The sequence below is a fragment of the Betaproteobacteria bacterium genome (assembly GCA_009377585.1).
Classification (GTDB): Bacteria; Pseudomonadota; Gammaproteobacteria; order Burkholderiales; family WYBJ01; genus WYBJ01.
Genome location: WHTS01000021.1, coordinates 15807 through 41910 on the forward strand (window position 1 = coordinate 15807; position 26104 = coordinate 41910).

A 26104-nucleotide genomic window follows, 5' to 3' on the forward strand; every position below is an offset into this window, starting at 1 on the left:
ATGAAGACGTGCGTCGTTCGTTCGCGTCCTGTTTTCAGTCATGTCGCATCAGCGTGTTCTGCGATTGCATCAGCGGTAGAGCGCGCATTCAATCCCATCGAGCGAAGTTCCCGCACCGCTTTCTCGAGAAGCCGATTCGAGTTCGAGCACCTCGAGCAGCGGCTGCTGTTGTCGGCGGACCTGCCGATCGGCGCGGCCGCTTCGCCGCCCGCATCGAATGAAACCGGCATGGCAGTCAGCGCCGAGGGCGCGACGGAGCAGGTGCCGGCGATCGACCTCTCGGCGGGTGCTCAAAGCTTTCTCTCGGGAGCCGCTCGACAAACGGTCTACGTCGACATCGGTGCAACGGGCGGCGCACTCGACACCATGCTGCGCATCGCCGAGGTCGGTGAATCGGAAGTCCTGCAGTGGCTCGACAACGCTTCGGGTTCCGTTCTCGGCGAGCAGGCGCTCGACGGCGACATTCATGTCGCCGTCACCGGTAGCGATCTCGGCGATACGCTGGTCGTCGACATCGGCGCCGAGTACACGCTGCACAAGATCACGGTCGCGTTCGACGGGGGCAAGGGGGACGACAAGCTCACGGGGCCGCAGGGCGATACGGCGTGGAGCATCACCGGGCAGGATGCGGGCGCGGCCGGGCTGGTGAGCTTCGACGATGTTGAATACCTGCAAGGGGCGGCGGACAACGAAGACACGTTCACGATCTTCGACGGCGGCGACGTAAGCGGGCTCATCGATGGCGGCGCGGGCGGGTTCGACAGCCTGGTGCTCGCCGGTGGCTCGTTCGCCTCGGTCGTCTACACCGCGATCAGCGCCAGCGCGGGCACGATCGAGCGCGATGGCGACGTGCTCGCGTACGCGGGGCTCGAGCCGATCTTCGACAACCTGTCCGTAACCGATCGCGTCATCCGCACGAGCAATCTCACCGACAACGCGCGCCTCACCGACCTCGGCACGCAGCTCACGCTGGCGAGCACGGACGCGATTCCCACCTTCGAGAGCGTCACCTTCGCCAAGCCCGCGAACTCGCTCACGATCAACCTCGGCGGCGATCTTGGCATTCCGATCGTTTCGGACACCGACCGGCTCGAGATCCAGGCGCTCGCGTTGAACGCGGATCTCATCGTGAACGGCGAGGCCGGCAAGGACGAAGTAACGATTACGGGCAGCATGGGCTTGAGCGGCAATCCGCTCACGATCAACGCCGAGACGATCAGCGTCGACCCGGGCGTCACGGTGACGGCGGGTGACATCACGTTCAACGCGCTCGCGACGCTGGGCAGCCTGGCTACGCCCGATACGCTGCCGCTCGCCAATGTCGCGGCGGCGATCAACATCGACGGCGCGAGCCTGACCGGCGACGACATCGCATTGACGGCGACCGCGTCGCTGGTGTCGGACGTGACCAATCCGCTGCCGAATATCCCCGCAGCGACTCTGGTCGCCAACGTGTCGGCGGAGATCGCGGTCACCGGTGCGGCCAGCATCACCGCTTCGGGCGCCTTCACGGCGAACGCGGCGTCCAACGTGAACTCGACCGTGCTCGCCAATGCCGCCACGGTGCCGGTCGCGGGCGAGCTCGCCATCGCTTCGCCGGTAATCAACACTACGGCGCGCAGCCGCCTTCTCGACAACGCGACGGTCTCCGCAGGCGGCGACGTGACGCTCGATGCCGCCACCAATACGATCGTCAATGCCACGGCCGATGGCATCATGGCGACGACGACGGTCGGCACGACGACCGCGATCCCGGTGATCATCGCGACGACGCAAGCGTCCATCGAGGATGCCGCGGCGGTGACCGCCTCGGACAATTTGACGGTGCACGCCGAAGCCACCGGCACGATCACGACCACGGCGAACTCGACGCCCGCCGGGGCGGCGGCCAATCCGGCCACGCTCGCGACGCTCGGGATCGCGACGGCCGCAGGCCCACAAACCGACGCCGCGGCAATCGCCGCGACGACGCTCACCAGCACCACGCGCGCGTTCGCCGATACATCGGGTTCGCTGGTGACGGCCGGTGCGCTCAGCCTGCTGGCCGAGTCGGACTTCGACCTGACGACCACCGCCAATGCAACGCCGACGGTGAGCCTCGACAACAACGGCTTCGCTGTCGCCGTCAACTTCACCCAGATCATCGACGAAGCGTTCATCGACGGCACGCCGACGATCACGGCAGCCTCCGCCGGCATCCGTACCAGCGGCGGCAGTAACCTCGTTGCGCTCGCGCGCTCGGGCGCGGCGGGCCTCGACCAGGCCGATGCCGGCATCAACGCCGGCTCCTTCGCGCTCAACACGAACATCCCCGGCGCGGGGCCGATCCAGGGCAATCTGAGCCATGCCTATATCGCATCCGGCGCGGTCGTGACGTTTACCGCGGCCACGGACCTGACGATCGCGGCGCAGAACACGAGCATCACCGACATCAGCGCCGAACCGCAAGGCGCGGCGACGGTCGCCGTCGAGCTCGGCGTCGGCCGTTCGGTGGCCGCCAATATCTCGGCATACACGACCCTCGCATCCATCGACGGCGGCGCGGCGCTGAACGGCGTGCGCGATCTGAGCCTGACCGCCGACGGCGATCAGACCGCGCTGGTGACCGCCTTGGCGGGGTCGCTCGCGGGCATCGATGCGAGCGCGCAGACCGTCGCCGCATCGATCACCGGCAATGGCAGCGAGGTGCTGATCGATGCCGGCGCGACCATGGTGCTCGCCGGTACGCTCACGGCGCGCGCCAATCACAAGGGCACGAGCATCGTGCGCGCGAGCAGCAACGCCGCCGCCGCTGCCGGGGAAGAGCCTTCCGAATCGCTCGCGCTGCCGATCGCCGTCAATCTCGCCAACGATGTTGCGTCCGCGACCGTGGATGGAAGCGTGAGCGCAGCGGGCGCGATCGTTATCGCCGCGGATGCCGACATCGAGAACGAAGCCGAGAGCGTGGCCGGCGTGCACGGTGCGGACCCCGACGAGACGAACGCCGCCGATCTGGTGGCGGCCGAGATCGCGTTCCTGGCCAACCGGGCGAACCTCGCCTTCGGCGGCTCGCCGGTGCCGCCGACCACCGATCCCGACGTCAACACGCGAAGCATCATCGAGCTCGCCGCCAATCACACCCAGGGCAAGGCGGCCGCGCTCGCCGTCAATCTATCGACCGCGGCATCGACGGCCGCGGTGCTGGCGGGCGCCACCGTCGCGTCGACCGGTGGTTCGCTCACTGTCAGCGCCACCAGCGATGTCGATTCGACCGCGCTCGCGAGCGCCAGCGCCGTGCTCAATCTCGTCGGTGTCGCCGCAGGCATCGCGGTCAACGCGCAGCAATCCGATACGGTCGCATCGATCGCCGGCAATGCGACGGCCAACGGCATCGAAGTGATTTCGGATACGTCCGGAGACGAAACGCACACGTTGCGCGCCGAGGCCGTATCGGGCAATGGCGTGCAGGCCGTGGGGGTATCGGGCGCAGTCGCCGTGACGTTCGCGCTGGGACGTGCAGACGCGGTCATTGCCGATGGCGCCACCCTCACGTTCGGTGTCGATAGCGATCTCACCGTGCGCGCCGAGGCGAACCTGGAGAATCTGACCGACGCCGCGCCGCATATCGACGCCGGCACGATATTGGGCGTCGGCGCATCGGTGGAAGTGAACGCCAATCTGTTCGCGACCACGGCGGAAATCCAGGATGTCGCGATGACCAGCGCGGATGACATCTCCGTGACTGCGGCCGGCGACTATCTGACGCAAGCACAGCCCGAGGCGGGAGCCACGGCCGCGGCCGGCGTCGGCGCGGCGGTGGCGGTGCTGATCAGCAACGCAACCACGACGGCGAACATCGCCAACAGTACGACGACATCGACCCTGACGGGTGGTTTGATCGTAAGCGCCGATCACTTTGCGCGCGCGACCCATACGGCCAATGCGAACAGCGATACCGAAGAGCTCGGCGTCGGGGCAGCGGTTGCCGCTGGCTTGATGCAAGGCGGCGCACGCGCATTCATGGGCGCGGCCATGGACGTGGCGGGCAGCGTATCGGTCACCGCGCTCACCGATACATTCATGGATGCCGACGCGATCGCGAGCGCCGAAGGCGTGGCGACCAACGACGTCCTCCTGCCGATCAAGCTCGATCGCGTGCTGGACGAAGCGTTCGCGGCGCTGCGGCCGGGGCTGGAAGTCGATCCGATGGCGGACGTGGACGGCACGGCCGACACGTTGACGGTCACCGGCCATGGACTGGCCACCGGCGATGCGGTGGTCTACGGCATCGGCGAGGACGACGAAACCATCGGCGCGCTGGAGGATGGCGAGACCTATTTCGTGCGCGTGGTGGACGCGAACACCTTGCGGCTTTACGGCACGCGCTCGAATGCGGTCGACGACACCGGCCGCATCGACCTCGCGCCCACTTCGAACGTGGTCGACCCGCACGTCCTGCAGCCGGGTATGCCATCGTCGGTACGCGACCTCGTCGATACGAGTCGCCTGGGCACGGCGGCCGGCGCCGTGGGTGCGGCGGCTGCGGCTGCGATCAACCTCGATTTCAACTCGGCGCTCGCGGGCATCACGACCGGTGCCGACGTCAGCGCAGACGGGACGGTCAGCGTCACTTCAACGCTGACGGCCGATGCCGATGCCTTTGCCGACGCAGCCGCGGTCGATTCCACGACGGCCCTGGGCGTTGCTGCTGCGGCGAACATCACGAGCCAGACCAACCAGGCGTTCATCGGCGGTCAGGTCACCGCGCCCGAGATCGAAGTGCAAGCGCTGCTTGGCGGTGATGGGATCGCGAGCTTCACCGCGACTGCCATTTCAGGCGGCGGTGGCGACGATGGGCTCGGCGTCGCCGGCGCATTCGCGGTCAATCTGAGCGCGCCGCTACTGCCGATCGCGCCGATCAACATTCCCATTCCTGCGCTGCCGGCGCTCCCGGCTTTGCCGACACTGCCGCCGCCGTTGCCGGCGCTGCCGCCGCTGCCCACGATCGCGCTGCCGGCGCTGCCGCCCATTCCGGTGCCCACGGGTGGCGTGCAAGGCGCCGTCATCCAGGCGGGGGCGAACCTCACGCTCCTTGGCGGTGGGGATCTCATTGTGCGTTCGGACTACGAGGGAAGCTACATCGCGACGACGAGCGCGACGCCGACCGCCACCGCCACCGTGGGCGTCGGTCCTTCCGTGTCGGCGAACGCCATCACCCAACAGTCGCTCGCCGAGATCCAGGATGCCGTGATCACCGGCACCGGTGTCGACGGCGACAATCGCAGCGACATCCGTGTCCTCGCGGTGGGCGACCATAGCGCCGAAGCGAGCGCGACCGCGGGTGCGACCAATGCCGTGAACGTGCCCGCGGCGGCGGCGATGAATTACACCGATCTCACCACCATCGCCCGCACGACCAACACCGCCGGCACGTCCGTCATCAGCGGCAATCTGCAAGTCGACGCCGAGCACGATGCCGTCGCCATTCACGTGGCCGACACCGACAGCGGCGTCGGCGGCACGGCCAGCATCGGCGCGGCCTTTGCGCTGGGCTACGTCCTCGGCGGCGCGGAAGCGGCAAGCGGCATGCGGATCGACGTGCCGACCGGCACGGTGAGCATCGTCGCGGACAACCAGAGCGTGATCGATGCCGACGCGCTTTCCGGGCAGAGCGGTACTGAGGCCGATCCCGCCGGAGAGATCGTCACCGAGGAGATCGAGGCGCAAATCGAAGGCCTGCTCGGCTTGGCTGGGCAGGGCGAGATTCCCGAAGACGTGATCCGCATCCTGCAGCGGGCTGAGGCCGAAACGGCCGATGGGCCGATCGGCGCCTCGGCGGCCGTCGCCATGAATCTGGACTTCGGCTATGTGAGCGCGAGCCTCAGCGACGGCGGCGTGCTGAATACGTCCACAGAACCGCTCGTAAGCGCGCGCGGCAACATGGATGCCGATGCGGTTGCCGACGCGACGAGCGTCGATGCGGCGACCGGCGTCGGCGTGGCGGTGGCCATCAATGTCGACGCGCAGCGCATCGAGGGCGCGATCGGCGGCACCGTGACCGCGCCGTCGATCTCGCTTACGACGTTCATGGTGGACGGAGACCTGAATCGCTTCCAGGCCGTGGCGCGTTCGGGCGCCGGCGCCGACGATGTCGGCGTCGCCGGCGCCTTCGCGCTGAATCTGTCGGGCGATCCGCGCGACATCCTCGAAGGCGACGCGAATGACGGCGGCCAGCACATCGCGCGCATTCTCGACGGCGCGAACATCACGTTGACGCAGGCCACGGACATCAACGTGGCGTCGACCTACGTCGGCTCCTACATCGCACAAGCAACGTCCACGCCGGCCGATGCGACTTTAGGCATCGGGCCCTCGATGGCGGTGAACGCGGTTCAGCATACGGCCCTCGCGGAGATCGGCGACGTGCTGATCACCGGCGCCGAGGACGTCAACATCACGGCGAACGGCACGTACACCACCAGCACGCTCGCCGTCGCCGGCGCGGACAGTGACGGCAGCTTCCCGGCGGCGGTCGCTCTGACGGCGACCCAGAACGACACCATCGCACGCGTTCGTCCGGGAGCGGCGCCGAGCACGATCGGCGGCAATCTCAACGTGACCGCGAATCACACCGCGACCACCACCACCCTGGCCGATGCCGAAGCGGGCGGGGCCGATGTCGGCCTCGCGGCGGCCATCGCCGCTGGCGGACCGCTCGGTGGCGCGCGCGCCGATGCCGGTGCGAACATGATCGTGACCGGCGACGTCAACGTGCTGGCCAACACCGACTCGATCGCCAACGCCGACGCGCTGGCGAGCCAGGTCGGGACGTTGATCGGCGGACTCACCACCGACGAGGAAACGCAGCGGCAGCTGAAGCGGCTGGCGACCATCGCCGGGGTCGACGACATCCTGTTCCCCTTCGTCGATCCGCATCCGCCGCTGGAAGCGAATTTCAATGCCGAATCCGACGTCGACGGCACGGCCAACACGATCCGCATCGCCGAGCCGCATGCGTTCGACAGCGGCGACGCGATCGTCTATCGCAACAATCAGGACGACACGGCGATCGGCGGTCTGGTCGACGGCAACCGATACTTCCTGAGCGTGGATGCGCTCGATCCCGGGCTGGTGCGCGTGCACGCGACGCGCGCGGATGCGCTGGCCGGCACCAACGCGCTGGACCTCGAGCCGATCACGGATGCGGAAGACCGCCACACGCTGGCGGCGGAGCGGACCTTCGCTCCGGGCGCCGTGAACGATGCCGACGACTCCATCCTGGTCAGCAACTTCGCCGGGCTGGTCGACGGCGATGCGATCAAGTACTTCAACGAGGGCAACGACAGCATCGGCGGGCTGGCCGACGGGCGGCGCTACTTCGTCAACGTCGACGACACCGATCCGACTGCCATGACCGTGCGGCTGTTCGAAACTCGCCGTGAAGCGCTGGCGAACGACGACGAGGACGTGGTCGATTTCGATGCGACCGGCATGAGCGGTCTGCATCGCATCATCAAGGTGGTCGATGCCTATCACGATCGCGCGCTCGCCATAGACCCGGTGGCCGCCGTCAACGACGCGGAAAATCGGCTGAACCTCGTGCCCGAGCAGTTCGCCAACGGCGATGCATTCGTGTACGCCACCGAAGGCGACGACACGGTAATCGGTGGCCTCACCGACGGCACGACCTACTTCATCCGCTTCGTCGAAGCGGAAGGTGTGAAAGTCGGCATCCAGCTCTTCGTGAGCCTCACCGATGCGCAGGCGAACACCAATGCGATCGACATCGGCCCGGCCGCGAACGCCGACGCGCAGCACACGCTGACCCCGGCCTATACGTTCGATCCGGCGGCAAACGTCGACAGCGCCGCGAACACGATCGATCTGTCCGCTTACGACGTGCGCTCGGGCGAAGCGGTGATCTACCGCAACGGCGGCGGCGCCAGCATCGGCGGTCTGATCGACGATGCGGTGTACTACGTCCTGCGCCTGGACGACGGCAGCGTCGTGCTGCTCAATACGCCGAGCCCCTTCGACATCGCTGATCTCGACGGCTCGGTTGCGACCGGCAGCTCGCATCGCTTCGAGCGCGTCCTCCTCGATGCGCCCGCAGAAGACAACGTGCCCGACATTCGCATGGGTGCGGCTGCGGCCATCGCGGTCGGCGCCGGGCGGCCGGTGGCCGATGCGACCATCGGCGCGGGTGCGACCATCGTCGCCGACAATGTCGTGGTCTTGTCGTCGATGGACTTCAACTCCGATGCCGATGCCGACGCGCTCGCGATCGGCGGTGTCGCAGCCGTCGGCGTGGCGGTAGCCGGCAATTATTCGGAGGGCGAGCACTTCGCGACGATCGGCAACGAGGCGACAGTGACCGCCGACACGATCTCGCTGATTGCTTCCGGCGAAGGCGACGTCCCATTCGACTACGATGCCAGCGCCGCCAGTGCGGCGGCCAATCTCGGCGGCAACCTGGCCGGCTCGATCGCGGTCAACGCCGCACGCAACCACACCGCGGTGCGGATCGGCGACGACGCGGTCGTGACGGTCGACGACCGGATCGATCTGCTCGCCAACCTGCGGCGCGACGGCCTGAGCATCGTCGACGCCGGCCGCGTGCACTCTGAAACGTTCGCAGGCGAGGCCGCGTTCGGTGCGGTCGCCGCGGCGGGCGCTTCGGTGGCAGGCACGGTGACGCTGGAAGGTGATCTCACCGAGGCATCGATCGGCGAGGGCGCCGTGGTGACCGCGCCGAACGGCGTCGACGTGCGCGCCAAGACGATCCACGAATTCGACAATCTCGCGGTCGGCGGCTCGCTGAGCCTCGTCTTCGCCGCATCGATCGGGGCGGCGTTCAACTACACCAACAGCGAAGCCCGGGCGCAGGTCGACGGCTCGGTCAGCATCGCCGACGGCAATCTGAACGTGTTCGCCGACACCGACGTGCCGTATGCGCCCGAGGCCCTGGGTATTGCCGCTGGCGGCTTGATTGCCATCGCCGGCTCGGTCGAGGCGAACGTCATCAGCAACTCGACCATCGCCGGCATCGGCGGCGGCAATATCGACGCCAACGCCGTGAGCGTCCGCGCGCGGGACACCTCTGTGCTCGACACCGACACGGGCGCCCTGGCAGCGAGCGGGCTGGTCGCGGTGGGTGGCGCGGTCGGCGCCAATATCATGAGCAACACCGTCGAGGCATTCATCGGCGCTGCGACCGTTACGACGGATGTCGGTAGTGTCGACGTGAACGCCATGACGGATTACGACGTCGATGCCCTGGCGCTCGGCGCTTCGGCCGCGGGGCTCATCGCCGGCGTGGGCACGCTGACCTACAACGAGCTTGCCAACACGACCAGCGCTTCGATCCGCGACGAAGCGGCGATCGATTCCGCCACGGACGTCTCGATCCGCGCGAGCGACCTGAGCTCGGCGGAAGCCAACTCGGGTGCGCTCGCCGCGAGCCTGGGCGTGGGCATCGGCGGTTCGTTCGCGCTGAACACGCTAAATAACAGTGTCGAGGCATTCAGCGATACGGCCGACGTGCTGGCGCAGGCCGGGCAGCTCGAATTGGATGCGACCTCGTCCAACGACGTCGACGCGCTCGCGCTCGCATTCAGCGCCGGCGGCATCCTTGGCGGCTTTGCGACGGTGACCCTGAACGAGATCAACACCCATACGGATGCGTCGATCCGCAACGGCGGGACGATAGAGGTTCTCTCGGTCACGCTCGATGCGAGCGACGACAGCACGATCGATGCCGATGCCGGCGGGCTCGCGGTGGGTCTCGGCGCGGGCGCGGGCGGATCGCTCTCGCGCAATACCATGGCGACCGAGGTGAGCGCCGGAATCGGCGGCCTGACGACGCTCGTCACCACGACGGAAGGCGACGTCGATATCGACGCGACCTCGAGCTTCGTGGTCGACGCAGCCGGCCTTGGCTTCAGCATCGCCGGACTGATCGGCGGCGTCGGGACGGCCTCGATCAACGAGCTGACAAATTCCACGCGTGCGTTCATCGATACCGGGGCGGAGGTCGACTCGGCGGGCGCGGTCTCGCTGACTGCATTGGAAGACTCGTCGGTCGATGCGGATGCGGGCGGCGCCGCCGTGGGCGCGCTGGTCGGTGCTGGCCTCTCCTTCGCTTCGAGCAAGGTCGTGAACACCGTCGAAGCCGTGATCGACGGCGATCCGGGCGTCGAAGGCGAGCTGCCCACGACGGTGACCGCAGTTGGTGCGGTGTCGTTGAGCGCCACCTATACGCCTGCAGTCAGCGCAGGCGCGGTCGGTTTCAGCGCGAGTGCATTCGCCGCGGCAAGCGGCGGCGTGTCGGTCGCCGAAGTCGGCGGTCAGGCGCGTGCAGCGATCCTCAACGCGGCGGTGGTCGACGCGGATACGGTCTCGATCGTAAGTGTCGCCAACGTCAGCCCGGATGCTTCGTCGAGCGGCTTCGAGCTCTCGGCGTTCGCCGGCGCGGGCGTAATGATCGCCGAAACGGTCGCGGGCCAGAGCGCGCGCGCCGAAGCGACCGGCGTCATCACCACCTCGGGACTCAACGTCTCGGCGACGGCCAACCGTTCCGGCGACGCGGATGTGAGCTTCATCGGCATCTCGCTTTTCACCGGCGAAGTGGGCTTCGAGCTCGAGCAGACCTCGGGTGATACCGAAGCGATCATCGGCGAAGCGGCCGATATCACGATCACGGACGGTGGCGACGTATCGGTCAGCGCGGCGTCGGACGACGACGTCGATCCACATATCGTCGATGCGGCGATCGGCGCATTCACGATCGGCGCGCAGGCGACCGCCGGCATCATCGCATCCAACACGCGCGCAAAGGTGTCGGGGCGGGTGAGCGCGCGCAATACCACCGTAGCGGCGAATTCGACCAAGACGGCCGAGGCCATCACCGACATCATCAACGTCAACATCCTGAGCCTGAACGGGGTGGCGCTCTCTGGCATCGTCGATGCGTTGCCCGCCGATCTGCCCATCCCCGTGCTGCCGCCGTTCGATACCGTGGCGACCGCAAGCATTGCGGGTGACACCGAAGCCTTCCTCGGCGACGGCGCCGACGTGACGGCGACAGGGGCATTGAGCATCACTGCCAATTCGACCAACACGGCCAATGCCAACAATCTCTCCGCCGGCGCGACACTGGTCAATGTCGCCGACACCGCGAGCCATGCGACCGCGGGCGGATCGACGCAGGTGCACATCGACGAAGGCGCGGCCATCGACGTGGACTCGCTCACGACCACCGCGACCTCGGACAACGACGCGACGGCAGGCGCGGACTATGCCGGAGCCTCCGGGGTGAACATCCTGCTCTCCGACGTCGTCGCGAAGACCGATCACCTCACCGCGGCCTTTCTCGGTCCGCGGAAGGGCGAGGAGCCGAGCGCCGATCCGAGCACGATTCTGCGCATCGACACGGGCGGCCTGAATCTGCGTGCGACCTCGACCAATGACGCGACCGTCGGCCAGATCACGCTCGACGCGAGCCTCGTTACGGTGGACAAGGTGAAGCCCGAAGCCAATGCCGGCGGCGCGACGCGAGCGCACGTGGGCGGCGGATTCGACGTCTTTGCCGGCAACGTCGATGCCACGGCGGATTCGACCAACGTGGCGAGCGCCAACGCCGTTGCCTTCGACCTCAACCTGGTCGACGTCGATCTGACGGAGCGGTCCGCGCGCACCACTCACGTCACCGAGGCCTTCGTCGGTCCGAGCGCGACGCTCAATCTTCCCGGCGCAGCGTTGACGCTCAATGCCGATTCGGAGAACGACGCCTCCGTCTCGCATGTCGCGCCGATCGACCTGGGGGTCGTGGATCTCAACTTCATCAGCTCGACTGCGGCGGTCGAGGGCGCGACCAGCGCCTACGTCGCCGAAGGCTCGACGTTGACAGCCGGAAGCGTTACGGGGAACGCTAGCGCCAACAACAACGCGGAGATCGACCGCTTCCAGTTCGGCGCCTCGGTGGTCAACCTGCAGCAAGCGACCCCGACCGCCCGGACCGCACACCAGGTGGCAGCGTATGTCGGTCCGGCCGCGGGTGTTGCGCCCAACGCCGGATTGAGCGGCACGATCACGCTCGGCGGTAGCGTCGACCTCAACGCGACCTCGGTGAACGAGGCCACGGTGGGCGATGTCAGCATCGGCGTGGGCGTGGTGAATATCGATTTGGCGAAGCCCACCATGACTGCGGGCGGCACGACCCGCACGCATGTCGGTGGCAACTACACCATCAACGCGACCGGCGTTAGCGGTGAGGCCAATGCCACCAACACCGCCGGCTCTGGAGCGGTACCGATCTCGATCAACCTGGTGGAGGTAGCCGAGGTCACGGCGGAGGTGCGCACCACCCATGAGACCGAGGCGTTCGTGAGTCGCGACGCCGATTTCACGCTCAACGGCGGCGGCATCGAGCTCGATGCGGTCTCACGCAACGACGCGACGCTCGACCGCGTGGACCTGGGCGTCTCGCTCGTCGGGATCGGCACGCTCAAGCCGGTTGTGGACACCGCCGGCGCCACGCGCGCGTTCGTCGAGGAAGGCGGCAATCTCAGCGCCGGCAGCCTGAGTCTCGAAGCGGCCGCATCCAATGACGCGACGCTCGATTCGGTCATCGTCGCGGTAAGCCTCGTCGACATCAGCGTCATTCGCCCCACCGTGCAGACGACGCATGTGGTCGATGCCTATGTCGGACCGCGTGCCGGCGTAGCGGGCAACGGCGCGGCCGGCAGTATCGATCTCTCGGGCAGCCTGACCGTGAGCGCGGGGCAGATCGATTCGGGCAACACCGCCAGCATCGACGCCTTCTCGGTCTCGGTCGGTCTGGTGAATTTCGATTCCATCCGGCCGGATGTCATGGTCGGTGGCCAGACGCTCGCGCACCTGGGCGGGATCTTCACCATCGACGCATCCGCGGTGAACGTGACGGCGCGCTCGCCGAACAATGAAGCCTCCAGCGACGTATTCGCCCTCAACATCGGACTGGTGAACGTCGGCGTCGGCGGCACGCCCGATCCGATCCGGGTGACGCACGAAACTGCCGCCTATCTGGCCGACAACGGCGACATCACGGTGACGGGCGGGCCGCTTGCGTTCCTGGCCGAGTCGACCGGCGAAGCGCATGCCGACAATTTCAACATCGGCGTCAGCCTTGCGAACGTCGTCTCGCTCGATGCCAATGCCCGTATCGAAGGACCGACGCGCGCCTTTATCGGCGGCAACGCTCGGCTCAATGCCGGCGCCGTGTCGCTGACGGCCAGCTCCCTGAACAACGTGGCAAGTGCCTCGATGACGAGCGTCGATGTCGGGCTCGTCAACGCGGTCGATCTGAATCCGACCGCCACGACCGCCAACACGGTCGAAGCGTTCATCGCGGGTGGCGCCAATGTGGCGGCCGGCGATGTCTCGCTGCAGGCCAACCTCGAGGCCGATGCCGATGCCGAGGCCGACACCGGCGGCTTCGGGCTGGTGGACGTGCGCAGCGTCGATCCGACCGCAAACGCGGAAAATCTGGTCAAGGCATTCGTCGACGGCATCGTTTCCAGTGCGGATCTGATGCTGAGTGCCGAAGCCAACCGCGACGCCGATGCCAATACGGCCGTCGTCGCCATTGGCGTGGTCGGCTCCGCCGGCGCGGATGCCAACGCCAACACCACCGGAAGCACCCAGGTGTACTTCGGCTCGTCGTCACGCATCACCGCGACCGGCAATGTGTCCGGCAGTGCGACGTCGATCAACCGGGCCAACTCGAAATCGACCGGTGGCGGCGGCGGCATCGTCGGCATCGGCATCCTGGACTCGAACGCGACGCTCACGGGCGCTACGACGGCTTATGCGAATGCCAATGCACAGGTGTTGCAGGCGGGCAACTTCGAGTTGAATGCGGTCGCCGCGAATACGGCCAAAGCAGAAACGACTGCCGGCACCGGCGGCGTTGTCAGCGTGCGCGGGGCACAGGCGACGACGACCGTCACGCCGTTCATCGAAGCCGTGATCGACAACAACGTGTCGATGCAGAATGTCGGCGGCAGCGTGACGCTGCATGCCGAGTCGCTGCGCGCCGAGGGCGACTCGACCGCGAGCTCGTACGGCGGCGGCTTTGTCGACGTCGGCGCGGCGAACGCCGATACCGACGTTACGCCCACGGTCAACGCCTACATCGATACCGGTGCCACGCTCGATGTCGGCGGCTCGGTGACGGTCGAGGCGCTCGCACAGGCGCAATCGACGGGCAGTCTCGGTGATACCTTCACGCCCGATCAGGCGACGATCGACAACGACACCATAACGTTCGTCCAGCACGGCTTGAACGATGGCGATCGCGTTACCTACAATCCCAACGGCAATTCTGCGATCGCCACGGCGGACGGCGGTACGCTCACGACCAGCCGCGCGTACAGCGTCATCGTCACCGGCGACGACACGATTCAGCTCGGGGCGGTGTTCAGCGCGACGGGCGCGGACAGCGGCGATCCGCTGAATGCGGGCATCGGGGTGGATGCAGCGCGCGACCGCATCCGCTTCGGCGTGGCGCACGGTTTCGAGACCGGCGACGCGGTGAAATACACCAACGACGGCACGTCGATCAGCACCGGGCTGAACGCAGCCGACACGTACTTCGTGCGCACGCTCGACGATTTCACCATCAAGTTGTATACGAGCGAGGACGAGGCGCGCGGCATCGGCGGGTTCGCCGACGATTTCTTCTCGCCCGGCAGCGTGGACGCGACCGCCGATACGATCACGGTGGTCGGCAGCGGCTACGCCGAAGACCAGGCGATCACCTATCGCGCCGCGCAGGCCGTCCAGTTCACGAGCGAGGCGGCCGACTTCGACAGCGCCACCGGTACGACCACGGACAACAATCAGATCTTCGCGCCGGGGCACGGCTTCGCCAATGGCGACCGGGTGATCTACCGGGTCCAGCCCGGCGGTGCGGCGATCGGCGGCCTCGTGGCAGATACCGCGTACTTCGTCATACGCCTCGACGGCGATCACATCCAGCTCGCGGCCACGCTGGACGCGACCGATCCAGACGACGATGACGACGATGTCGGGGTCACGCCCATCGGACTCGCGCCCGACAAGAACCCGCCGCATGACCAGGAGCGCCATCTGCTGGTGCGCGAAGCCATCGGCGGCCTGATCGACGGCGTCACCTACTACGCCCGCAACGTCTCGGGCGATACGTTCCAGCTCGCCACGACGCCGGGGGGGACAGCGATCACCAACCTCGACGGCGCCGGGCGCATCGGTTCGCACGCGTTCTTCCGCCCCGGCCTGGACTTGACCGCGCAGACAGGCACCCACAGCTTGCGGCTCGACCTCACCACGGCGCCCGGCGGCAATCACCTGCTGCTCGGAGAGGGGGGCGTGTCCTTGCGCACGATCTCGCCGCCGGCAGGTGATGGCCAGAGCTCTGCATCCGCGAAGGGCGGCGGTGGCGGCTTCGTCGCGGTCGGCAATCCCGACAGCGACCTCGTCATCACGCAAAACGTCCAGGCCTATATCGCGCCGGCGCTGCTGCAAGCCGGCGGTGACGTGGACGTGCGCTCGAGCTCGGTGATCAATTCGCAGGCATATGCGAGCAATGGCGGCGGCGGCTTCGTCGCGATCGGCGAATCCGACGCCAACAACGACGTCAATCACAACAATCGCGCCTACATCGGCGTCGACGACGGTGCCGGCAGCATCGTGGCCGACGGTGTGGTCATCGAAGCGGCCGGGCATCTGAGCGTAACCTCCGAATCGTCGCTCGACGTTTCGATCCGGTCGAACGCCGACGCCGGTGGCTTCGTCGCCGACGTCGACGCCGCTTCGCACGGTACGCTCAACGACGAGACCCAGGCGGTGACAGGGTCGAACGCGCGTGTGACCGCCCGCAGCGCCTCGCTGCGCTCGGAGTGGTCGCATCTGGCCTTCATCTACCATTCCGAGTCGGATGCAGGCGGCTTTGCCGGCGACGCCGACGCGACCGCCAACGGGAGCGTGAATCCGCATGTCACCACAGCGATTCGCGGGGGCGCTCAGCTCACCGGTTTCGAAGGGGTCGACGTTCGTGCGAGGTTGAACGATTCGACCATGAGCCAGAGCGATGTCGATGCGGATTTCGACGGCCTCTTCGGCGATGGCGATGAGCACAGGGATGCGACCTACAACCCGACGACGCTGATCGATGCCGATCCCGACGCGCTGGTCACCGCGGGCCCGCGGCTCTTCCCTGGCCCCGGGGTTCCAGCGATCGATGAGACGCCGCTCACGCAGCCGGCCGGGTTCGAGCGCCTTGCCTTGTTCGTGGAAATCGACACTGTCGATGATCACTCGTCGCGCGATATCAACTGGGATTCGAACGTGCTGCTGCTGCCCGGGCCGAATCCGACGCTGATCGTGGGTCCGGATGGACGCATCGTCAAAGCCATCAACGCAAGTGTGGTCGGCGTGGGCAGCACGATCGGCGCGTTCGTCGATCCTGACAACAACGGCAGCTTCACCGTCGACAACATCATCAACGACAACGATCGCGGCCAGGCGTTGTTCCGTTCCAACGACACAGGCAACTCGAACATCGTCACCGTGCTGCCCGACGGGCCGCTGTTCACGTTCCGGGAGACCTACGTCGGGGTCGACATCCTGAACCAGTCCGAGCTCCACATGGTGATTCTCGACATCGAGGTCGTGAACACCTTCCTCACGACCCCCGAGGACGAGGTGATCATCGAGGTCGATCACGTCGACAGCTTCGAGTTCGACGTGAACCACGACTTCAAGCCGACGCTGATCGAGATCGCCAGCACGTTCGTGGTCAACGACGGCGCTCGGCCCGACATCACGTTCGCCGGTGTGGTGAATAACCCGATCGGCATGACCAACGTCTTCAACGCTTCCGGCAACATCTTGTCCAGCCTCTCCACGGGCGGCGAGTTCCCGATTCCCGGCGGGCTGATCCGAACCGACAGCTTCCGCATCGATGCCGCGCTCGGCAGCGTCGGCCTCACCGACGCGCAGCGCCTGCGGCTGGAGATCGTGGAGAGCAACGACGGCCCGACGGGTGCCGATCGCTATCGGACGTCGGATGCCGGATTCCGCAACTACATGGAGCTGCGCGGGCTGTTGCGCCGGCCGCTCGTCGGCAACGAAGGCGTGACCGGATTTAACGTCGACGTCGAGCGCATCCGGTCGGGCATTGCGCGTTCGGCCGACGTGAATCTGGAGCTGCTCAACGGCTTCAACCAGCCGACCGTCATCCCCGGTCCGTACGAGATCGAGGTGTTCGAATCGGGCGTCGTGAACACCCCGGCCAATCCCCCGGGGCCGCCCGGGGCGCCACCGCGCACGACCATCGTCACCGACCACTTCCGCCAGTCGCCGGGCAACACGCCGACGATTTTCCCGCGCGGGGTATGGGGCGCCGGATTCTCCATGGTCGACGTGAACTACGTCGTCGGCGAACCGCTCGATCCCGAGCGGCGCATCATCAGCGGCGCGAACATCGACATCGCCGGCCTGCCGGTGCCCAGCGGGCCGTTCATCAATCTGCTCGGCTGGACCGACCTCATCGGCAACGGCTTCCTCGGCGTTGAGAACATCGATGTGCGGACCAACGGCCACATCACGCTGACCGAGGAGCTCGGCAACATGCGCGTGGGCCGCATCGAATCGACCGCGCGCGACGTTTTCCTGACGGCGCGCCTCGCCGACATCATCGATGCCCCGGACGACGCGGAAGAAGCCGATGTGCTCGGCGTGAACCTCACGTTCGATGCGCCGTTGGGGCGCGTGGGCACGTTCGAGAATCCGCTCGAGATCGATTCGTCGCGCCCGGTGGATGGCGTGGTGAAGGGCGACGCCCTCTCCGACATCGTGCTGATCGAGATGGCGCTCGACATGAACGTCGACCGCATCCGCTCGGAATCGGGCGATGTCTCGCTGACCACGACGGACGGCAGCATCCTCGACGCGTTCAACGATGCCGCGGCCGATTCGATCGGGGTCAATCTCATCTTCGTCGCAAACGCCGGCCGCATCGGCGACAGCGACAACGACTTCGACATCGATTCCTCGACGGCGCGGCCCGGACGGCTCACCGCCACGGCCTCGAGCAGCGTCTTCCTCACCGAGACCGACAGCTCGCTCAACGTGCAGCAAGTACTCGCGCCCGGCGGCTTCATCCGCCTGACCGTGCCCGACACGGTGGCGACCGACGAGGACCTGATCCTCATGGAGGGCGGCTTAATCTTCACCTTCGAAGCCGACATCAGCCTGCGCATCGGCGACGACATCGACACCCGGCTCGAATCGGCGATGTTCACGCCGAGCGACATCGACATCATCGGCGACTTCGGCGATGCCGACCCGGGTATCGGATCGCGCATCGTGCTGCGCGGCGCCATGCTCGCCGACCGCACCACCATCAACACCCAGCGCGATCCGGACGAAGTCCGCATCGAGAACCGCATCTTGAACACGTTCATCTTCACGTCGGGCGGCGACGATCTGATCTTCGGCTCGGACGCCGGTGAGAATGATCCCAACCTGAACGACACGACCTACTTCGGCGACTTCATCGATGCCGGACCGGATAACGATCGCGTCTTCGGCCTGGGCGGCGCGGATGCCATCTACGGCATGGACGGGGATGACTTCATCGACGGCGGCGCGAACGGCGACTTCATCGACGGCGGCCTGGGCGATGACGATCTGCGCGGCGGCTTCGGCAACGACCTGATCCACGGTCAGGCCGGGTTCGACGACATCGACGGCGGCCGCGACAACGACATCCTGTTCGGCGAAGACGACGACGATCGCATCCATGCGGGCGGCGGCGGCGTCAACATCATCTTCGGCGGCGGCGGCGACGACTTCCTCGAGGGCTCCGACGAAGGGCGCGACGGTATCGACGGCGGGCCCGGACGCGACTACATCTTCGGTTACGGGGCCAACGACGTGCTCACGGGCGGCGCGGACGACGACATCGTCGACGGCGGCGCGGGCGACGACATCATCCAGGGCGGGCCAGGCCGCGACGTGCTCCTCGGCGGCGCGGACCACGATTCGCTCTCCGGCGACGACGCAGCCGCGGGCGACGACAACGCAGTCGACTACGTCTACGGCGACTTCGGTACCAATCTGAACGAGCCCGGCTCGGGCCGCGACCGGATCACCGGCAACGGCGGCAACGATGTGCTGTTCGGCGAAGGCGAGGACGACGAGATCATCGACCTGCTCGGCGCGAGCAACCTGATCGACGCCGGCGCCGGCGACAATCCGAACGTCATCGTTGCTCCGCCTGCGACGCCGAATCCGACGGTCGCGGTGAGCCCGGACGATCCGTTAGCAGTCGATACCTTGCCAAGTGGCCCGACCTATGCCGGCTGGTGGGCGGAGATCGCGGGCTCGGCGACCGGCTTCGGGCTCGCCGGAGGTGTAGGCGCGGCGCTCGATACGACGGTCGCTGTCGATGCAGCCGGCATTCGCTACGCCGCATGGGCCGACAGCCGCAACGGCAACTACGAGATCTACGTTGCACGCGAAACGTCCGGTGGGTGGGAGATGATCGGCGGCTCGGCCGCGGGCGGCGGGGTGAGCGATTCGCAGACCGATTCGCGGCAACCGGCGCTCATGGTCTTCGACGGCCGGCCCACGGTGGTCTGGACCGAAGCCAACGCCAACGGCACCGACATCATGGGCGCGCAGTACGATGCCGGCACCGATACCTGGGTGACGCTCGGCAACTCGCTCCTGCCCGGCGGCATCAGCAATACCGCGCGCGCGGACCGGCCGCAGATCATTCAGGCAGACGGGCGCATCGTGGTGACCTGGGTCGATACGTCTTCGCAAACCGCTCAGGTTTACGCACGCACTTTCGACGGCGCGAGCTGGGTCGAAATCACGCCGGGATCGGCCTCGGGCCTGGGCATCACGCAGGCGCGCCCGCCCGTGCAGGAGTACGACGTTGCGGCCGAAGGCGGCAACATCGCCGTCACGTGGAGCGGTGGGCTCGGCGACGATGTGGAAGTGTTCGCGCGCGTGCGCGAGGGCGCGAGCTGGGTGGGCCTCGCCGGCTCCGAAAGCGGCGGCGGTCTTTCCACCACGCCCACCGAAAGCCGCGAGCCCGATGCGGCCTGGCTCGACGGCCAGCTCTTCATCGCCTATCGCGAGCGCGTCGCCGACTTCGAGCAGATCTTCGTCAAGACCTTCACGGGCGGCGCGTGGGTGAGCGCCGGTCCGGACGGTGCAGTGAAGCAGGGCGTGAGCGATACGCTGCGCCGCTCGCTCGATCCCAAGCTCGAGTCCGGCGGCGGGGAGCTCTTCCTCGTCTGGGTCGAGCACGACAACGCCGACTACGCCGACCCGAATGCGAGCATCTTCGCCAAGCGCTGGAACGGCACGCAGTTCGTCGAGACGCTGCCGGGCGATGCGAGCGGCGGCGGCATCAGCGCGACCGGCGGCAAGCTCTCGGCGCTCGATCTCGCGGTGGATACAGACGGTCGCCCGACCGTCGGCTGGACCGACGACACCTCGGGATTGCCGCAAGCGTACCTGCGCACGGTCACCGAGCTGCCGGACCAGGTCTTCGTCGTCAACGCGACCACCACGGTGCAGGCCGTGCTCGACGCGAACGATTTCGGCGCCGGCGACTTCGTCGTGCTGGCGCCGGGACTGCACGCCGGCTTCACGCTCGAGGCCGGCGATGCGGGCGTCACCATCCTCGGGGCGCAGGGCGGCGGCTCGACCCTCACGGGTCCGGTGACGGTGGAAACCGGCGGCGTGCTGCAGCGGCTGAACCTCTTTGCCGGCGTGACGATCACCGACGGCACGAGCGCAATCGCGCTCGTCGACAACGCCATTGGCAGCGGTGGACTCATCGTCGATGGCGGCTCCGGGCTGCAGATCCTGCACAACCGCTTCTACGGCGATACGGGCATCACGCTCGCCGCGGCGGCGAGCGGGCTCATCGCGCACAACGAGGTGTTCGCAGCCGATACGGGCCTGCGGATCGACGCGGCCTTCGGCGGCGACATCCGCGACAACGACATCCGCAACGCTACGCTCGGCGTGCACTATGGCGCGGCCGCGCCGCTCAACGCCAATCGCATCCACGACAACACGCTCGGCGTTCGCAGCACGGTCGGCGGCACCACCGACGCGCTCGGCTTCCTCGCCGGCAGCCTTCCGAACGAGATCACGGGCAACGACACCGGCGTGGCGCTGGTCGCTGCGCAGATGCAGAACCAGCACCTGATCGGAAACACGATCGGTGTCACAGGCGGCGGCATTCTCGGCGGCAGCGACCTTGCCGCGGCCAACGTGATCGAGGGCGGACAAGTCGGCGTGTCGTCTTTCGAGGGCACGATCCAGTTCAACCGCATCGGTGCGAATCGCTTCGGCATCGTCGCCGAGTCGGGAAGCCGGATCGAGAACAACCACATCTATCGCAATGCCCAGGTGGGTGTCTCGATCGTGGGCGAAAGTGACGTGCACATCGAAGGCAATACGATGTACACGCCTGCGGGCGACCTGGTACGGCTCGAAGGCGGCGCATCCGATGTCGAGGTGTTGCGCAATACGCTGTGGACCGAAAACGGCTACGACATTTTCGTCGCGAACGATTCGCAGGCGGGCTTCTTCAGCGACTTCAACAACCTCTACGCCAGCGGCAGCGGCAAGGTCGGGTTCTGGACGCGCGACTTCACCGACGTGCTCGACTGGCAGGCCGACATCGCGCGCTTCGATCTCAATTCGTTCGGCGCCACGGTCGTCAACCCTGACTGGGCACGCCCGCACTTCGAGAGCCGGCACAACGACGAATACGGCTTGATGCCGATGTTCGGCACGCAGCGCTTCACCTCACCGGGTGCTGCGCCGCTGCCCGGCGTCGAGCACATCGCGCTGCGCACACCGGACCTCTATGTCGATGCGGTGCGCGAACGTGCGCTGCCGATCCGGTGGGAAAGCTTCGAGAACACCGCCGGCTCGGCAGTCCGGATCGATCTGTACCAGGATACGCCCGACGGGCCTGCGTTCCTTACCACCATCGCGGCATCGACCGCGGACGACGGCGCATTCCTCTGGACGCCCGAGTCGAGCGGCATTGCGTTCGGCACCTATGGGCTGCGCATCCAGGTCTCGTGGGTGGACAATGCGCTCGTGCTCGACCGCAGCCAGGAGCCGTTCACCGTTCCGGAGGACGGCACCGACTACTTCGTCGACGACCGCTCGAACAGCGACGACGAATTCACGCCCGCGGGCATCGGCGACAATCGCCATACCGGCAAGATCGCGACCGCGCCGAAGCCCTATCCGACGAACCTCATCCGGGTCTACGACCTGGAGACCGGCGACCGCGTCATGGTCGATACCGGGAGCTATTCGATGATCGACCCGGTTGCGATCTCCGGGAGCAGCGATCTCGGGCTCGGGCTCGACCAGGGTTTCGCCATCACCGGTCCGACCAATGCGGCGCGCGTGGCGGAGCTCTTCCCGGCCATCCCCGGCGACCGCAGCCGTGCGCTCATCGAGCTCGACGATGCGAGCGGCATGACGATCGAACATCTGACGCTGCGTGATGCCAGCCGCGGGCTGTATGCCCACAGCGGCTCCGACGACCTGTCGGCGCGCGCGATCACCGCGTTCGGGCACGCGCTCGACGGCATCCGCCTCGAGACCGACTCGCCGACAGGCGACTTCCTCGAGCTTCTCGGCCGCGACAACGGCGCCTACGGGATTTATATCGACGGCGCGATCGGGAGCCTCGAGAGCTCGGTAGCGCAGCAGAACGCGGCCGGCGGTATTTTCGTCCAGGGTCCGGTCGACAGCATCGTCTCCAACGCAGCGTTCGGCAACACCGGTTACGGCTTCGAGATCGTCGATCCGGGCGCAGCGACCATCCAGCGCAACGCCGCCTTCGGCAACACTCGCGGCATGCGGGTCGACAACGAGGGGGCAGTCGCGCCGGCGCTGGTCGGCTCCACCACCCTGGCGCCGCTCACCGCCAACCGCATCTGGGAAAACGAGCTGTCGGGCCTCGAAGCGCTCGGCAACGTCACCGTCGCCGGCAACACGGTGGTGGACCAGACCGATGCATTGGCCACCGGCATCGCGCTCGAAGGTGGCGCGACGGCCCAATCCAACGTGGTGCGCGGGAACGGCATCGGCATCGATGCGGTGGGCGGCACGGTGCTCGGCAACCGCGTTTACGGCAACCGCGCGATCGGCATCCGCGGCGAGGGCACGGACGTGCTCGAAAACGTCGTGTACACCAATCCGGTCGGCGTGCACGTCTTAGGCAGCGGCGTACTAGTGCGCAACAACCTCATCTACGACAGCGAAGACGTGGGGTTGCGCGTGCAGGATAAAACGGGAACGGAGATCCTCAACAACACGCTGTTCGAGCTCACGGCTGACGACGTGCGCATCGGTGGCGGCGCGCAAGACACGGTGCTGCGCAACAACATCCTCTGGGCCGAGAGCGGCTCGGGCGTCGCGGTCGCACCCGACTCGCAGAGCGGATTCGCCTCCGACTACAACATCTTCTTCCGCTCCCCGTTCGGGACGGGCGACATAGGCGTTTGGGATGGCGCTGCACGCGAGAGCCTCGCCGATTGGCGCGCCGCGACCGGCACGGACACGGACAGCCTGTTCGTCAATCCGATCTTCGTCGATGCCAACGGCGCCGACAACATCCTCGGCTTCGTGGACGGTACGAGCGACGGACGCGACGACGACTTCCACGTGCGCAGCCAGTTCGGCAGCTTCCACGGCGGCGCACTGGCGCCGGTGGAGGGCCCGAGCATCTTCGGACCGGGCGCGCCCGTCGCGCTGGTCGCGGTGGAAACGATCGATGCGCAACAATCGCCCGCGATCGATCGCGGCCATCCGGACGATCCGTTCCTGCGCGAGCCGTTGCCCAACGGCGGCTACATCAATATCGGCGCCTACGGCAACACCGAGCAGGCCTCGAAGAGCCCGGACGAGTTCATCATCGTCATCGCGCCCAATGGCGGCGAGATCATCAAGCAGACCTCGACCTTCGATATCCGCTGGCATCATGCGCTCGGCACCACGGTCGACATCGAGTACTCGTCCACCGGTCCGGCGGGAGCCTTCACGACGCTGGTGGCGAACGAAGCCAACGACGGCCTGTACGAATGGACGGTCGATCCGGCGCTGTTCCCGGTCGGCGACGATTACATCATCCGCGTGCGCTCATCCACCGACTCGGCCATCGCGGACCGCTCGGATGCGACCTTCACCATAGAGCCGGCCCCGTTGCAGGTCATCTCGCTCACGCCGACGAGCTCCGGGTTCGCGGTGCGCTTCAACCGCGCGCTCGATCCGAGCGCGTTGAATCTGTACGACGGCGGTGGCGCGGGCCTGGGCTTGCCCGATGTCGTGCTCGACGGTCCGACGGGCGCGGTGCGCGGCTCCATCGTGCTGGACGGCGACGACACCGGGTTCGTGTTCGTCAAGACCGGTACGCCGCTCGACGACGGCGAATTCACGCTCACGCTGACAAGCGGCGCTGCGGCGTTCCTGGCGCTCGACGGCGACCTGCTCGACGGCAACGCCGATGGCATCGAAGGCGACGATTTCGTCACCACGTTCGATGTTGCGGCTACGGGCGCCTATATCGGCATCGCCGACTTCGCACGCGGTCCCGAGCAGGATGCCGGCGTGGCGAGCGCTACGGGCGTTCCGCTGCACATGACCGGCGTCGGGATGTTCACGACGGCGAGCTTCGAGATCCACTTCGATCCGGCGTTGCTGCAAGTCACCGGCATCAGCGATCCCACGGGCGGTGCGGCGACCATCGATCTCACCACGGCGGGAATCGCGGTGATCGACATCACTTTCGATGCGCCCGTCAGCGGCGACGATCTGGAGCTCGGCCGGCTGCTCGCCACGGTACCCGCCACTGCGGCCTACGGCTCGAAGCAGCTGCTCGACATCGCGAACGTCGTGGTGGACGGCGATGCCGCTGCGGTGCAGGACGACGACGGTATCCACGTGGTGGCTTACATCGGCGATACGACCGGGGAGGCGCGTTACTCCTCGCTCGATGCGCAACGCATCCAGCGCGTCATCGTGCGCCTGGATACCGGTTTCGGCGCTTATCCGCTGGCCGATCCGCTGATCGTCGGCGATGTGAACGCAACGGGGCGACTCGAGTCGATCGATGCGCTGCTCATACAGCGGCACATCGTGCGCATCCCCGTGCCCGAGATTCCGGACCTGCCGGCATCACCGCCCGTGGTTTTCCGCAGCGGCCCCGATCCGGTGGTATCGCTGGGCAGTGTGCCCAGTGCCATGCCGGGTGAAACGGTCACGCTGCCGGTGAATCTCGATACGGCAGCGGGGCTCGAATCGGCGCAGGTGCGTATCCAGTACGACGCAGCCGTGTTCGAGGTTCTCGACGTGCGACGCGGCGAGCTGGCCGCGGATTTCGGCTGGTTCATCAAGCAGGAAGCGCCCGGAACGCTGTCGGTCGACATGAGCCGCATGAGCCCGCTGTCCGGCGGCAGCGGCAGTCTGCTCGACGTGGATTTGCGCGTGAACGCAACCGCGGCCAGCGGCCGGCACGCGATCGACCTGGAATGGGCGAGCCTCAACGAGGATGGCCTGACGCTCAATCCGGCGCCGAAGGCGGGTATGGATCCCACCGATGCGATAGTGCAGGTGTCGCAGCGCGCCGTTTTTGGCTGGGAGAGCTCGCCCTATCCGGGGGCAGCGCTGCCTGCGATGAATGCGACTGCAGATGCGACCCGCGCTGCCCCAGCGACTGCACCCGTGATCGATTGGCGCTCGAAACCGGCGGCTGCCAACCATGGCGCTTCGGACTGGGCGAGCAAGCCCTGGGTGAACGATCTGACGACTCGCCTGGGACAGTCCGACCAGGAAGCGAACCCGAATGCCCGGATACGGATTGCGGCTGCGCCCGATGCGGTGCTTGCGACAGCCGCGAGTATCGGCCGCGGTGCACGGCTCTAGCGGCTAGTGTGGTGAATCGTAAATTTGTTGTAATTCGTCATTCCCGCGCAAGCGGGAATCCAGAACGAGACTCCGCCTGGACCCCCGCGTTCGCGGGGGTGACGAACTTCTGACTCAGGACACT

1 protein-coding gene is annotated in these 26104 nt (G+C 67.0%); it reads left to right on the top strand.

From position 1 onward, the window contains the following. Positions 1–25980, top strand: coding sequence for an LEPR-XLL domain-containing protein (locus GEV05_09580; protein ID MPZ43636.1), 25980 nt, complete (start codon positions 1–3; stop codon positions 25978–25980). Positions 25981–26104 lie beyond the last annotated feature (124 nt).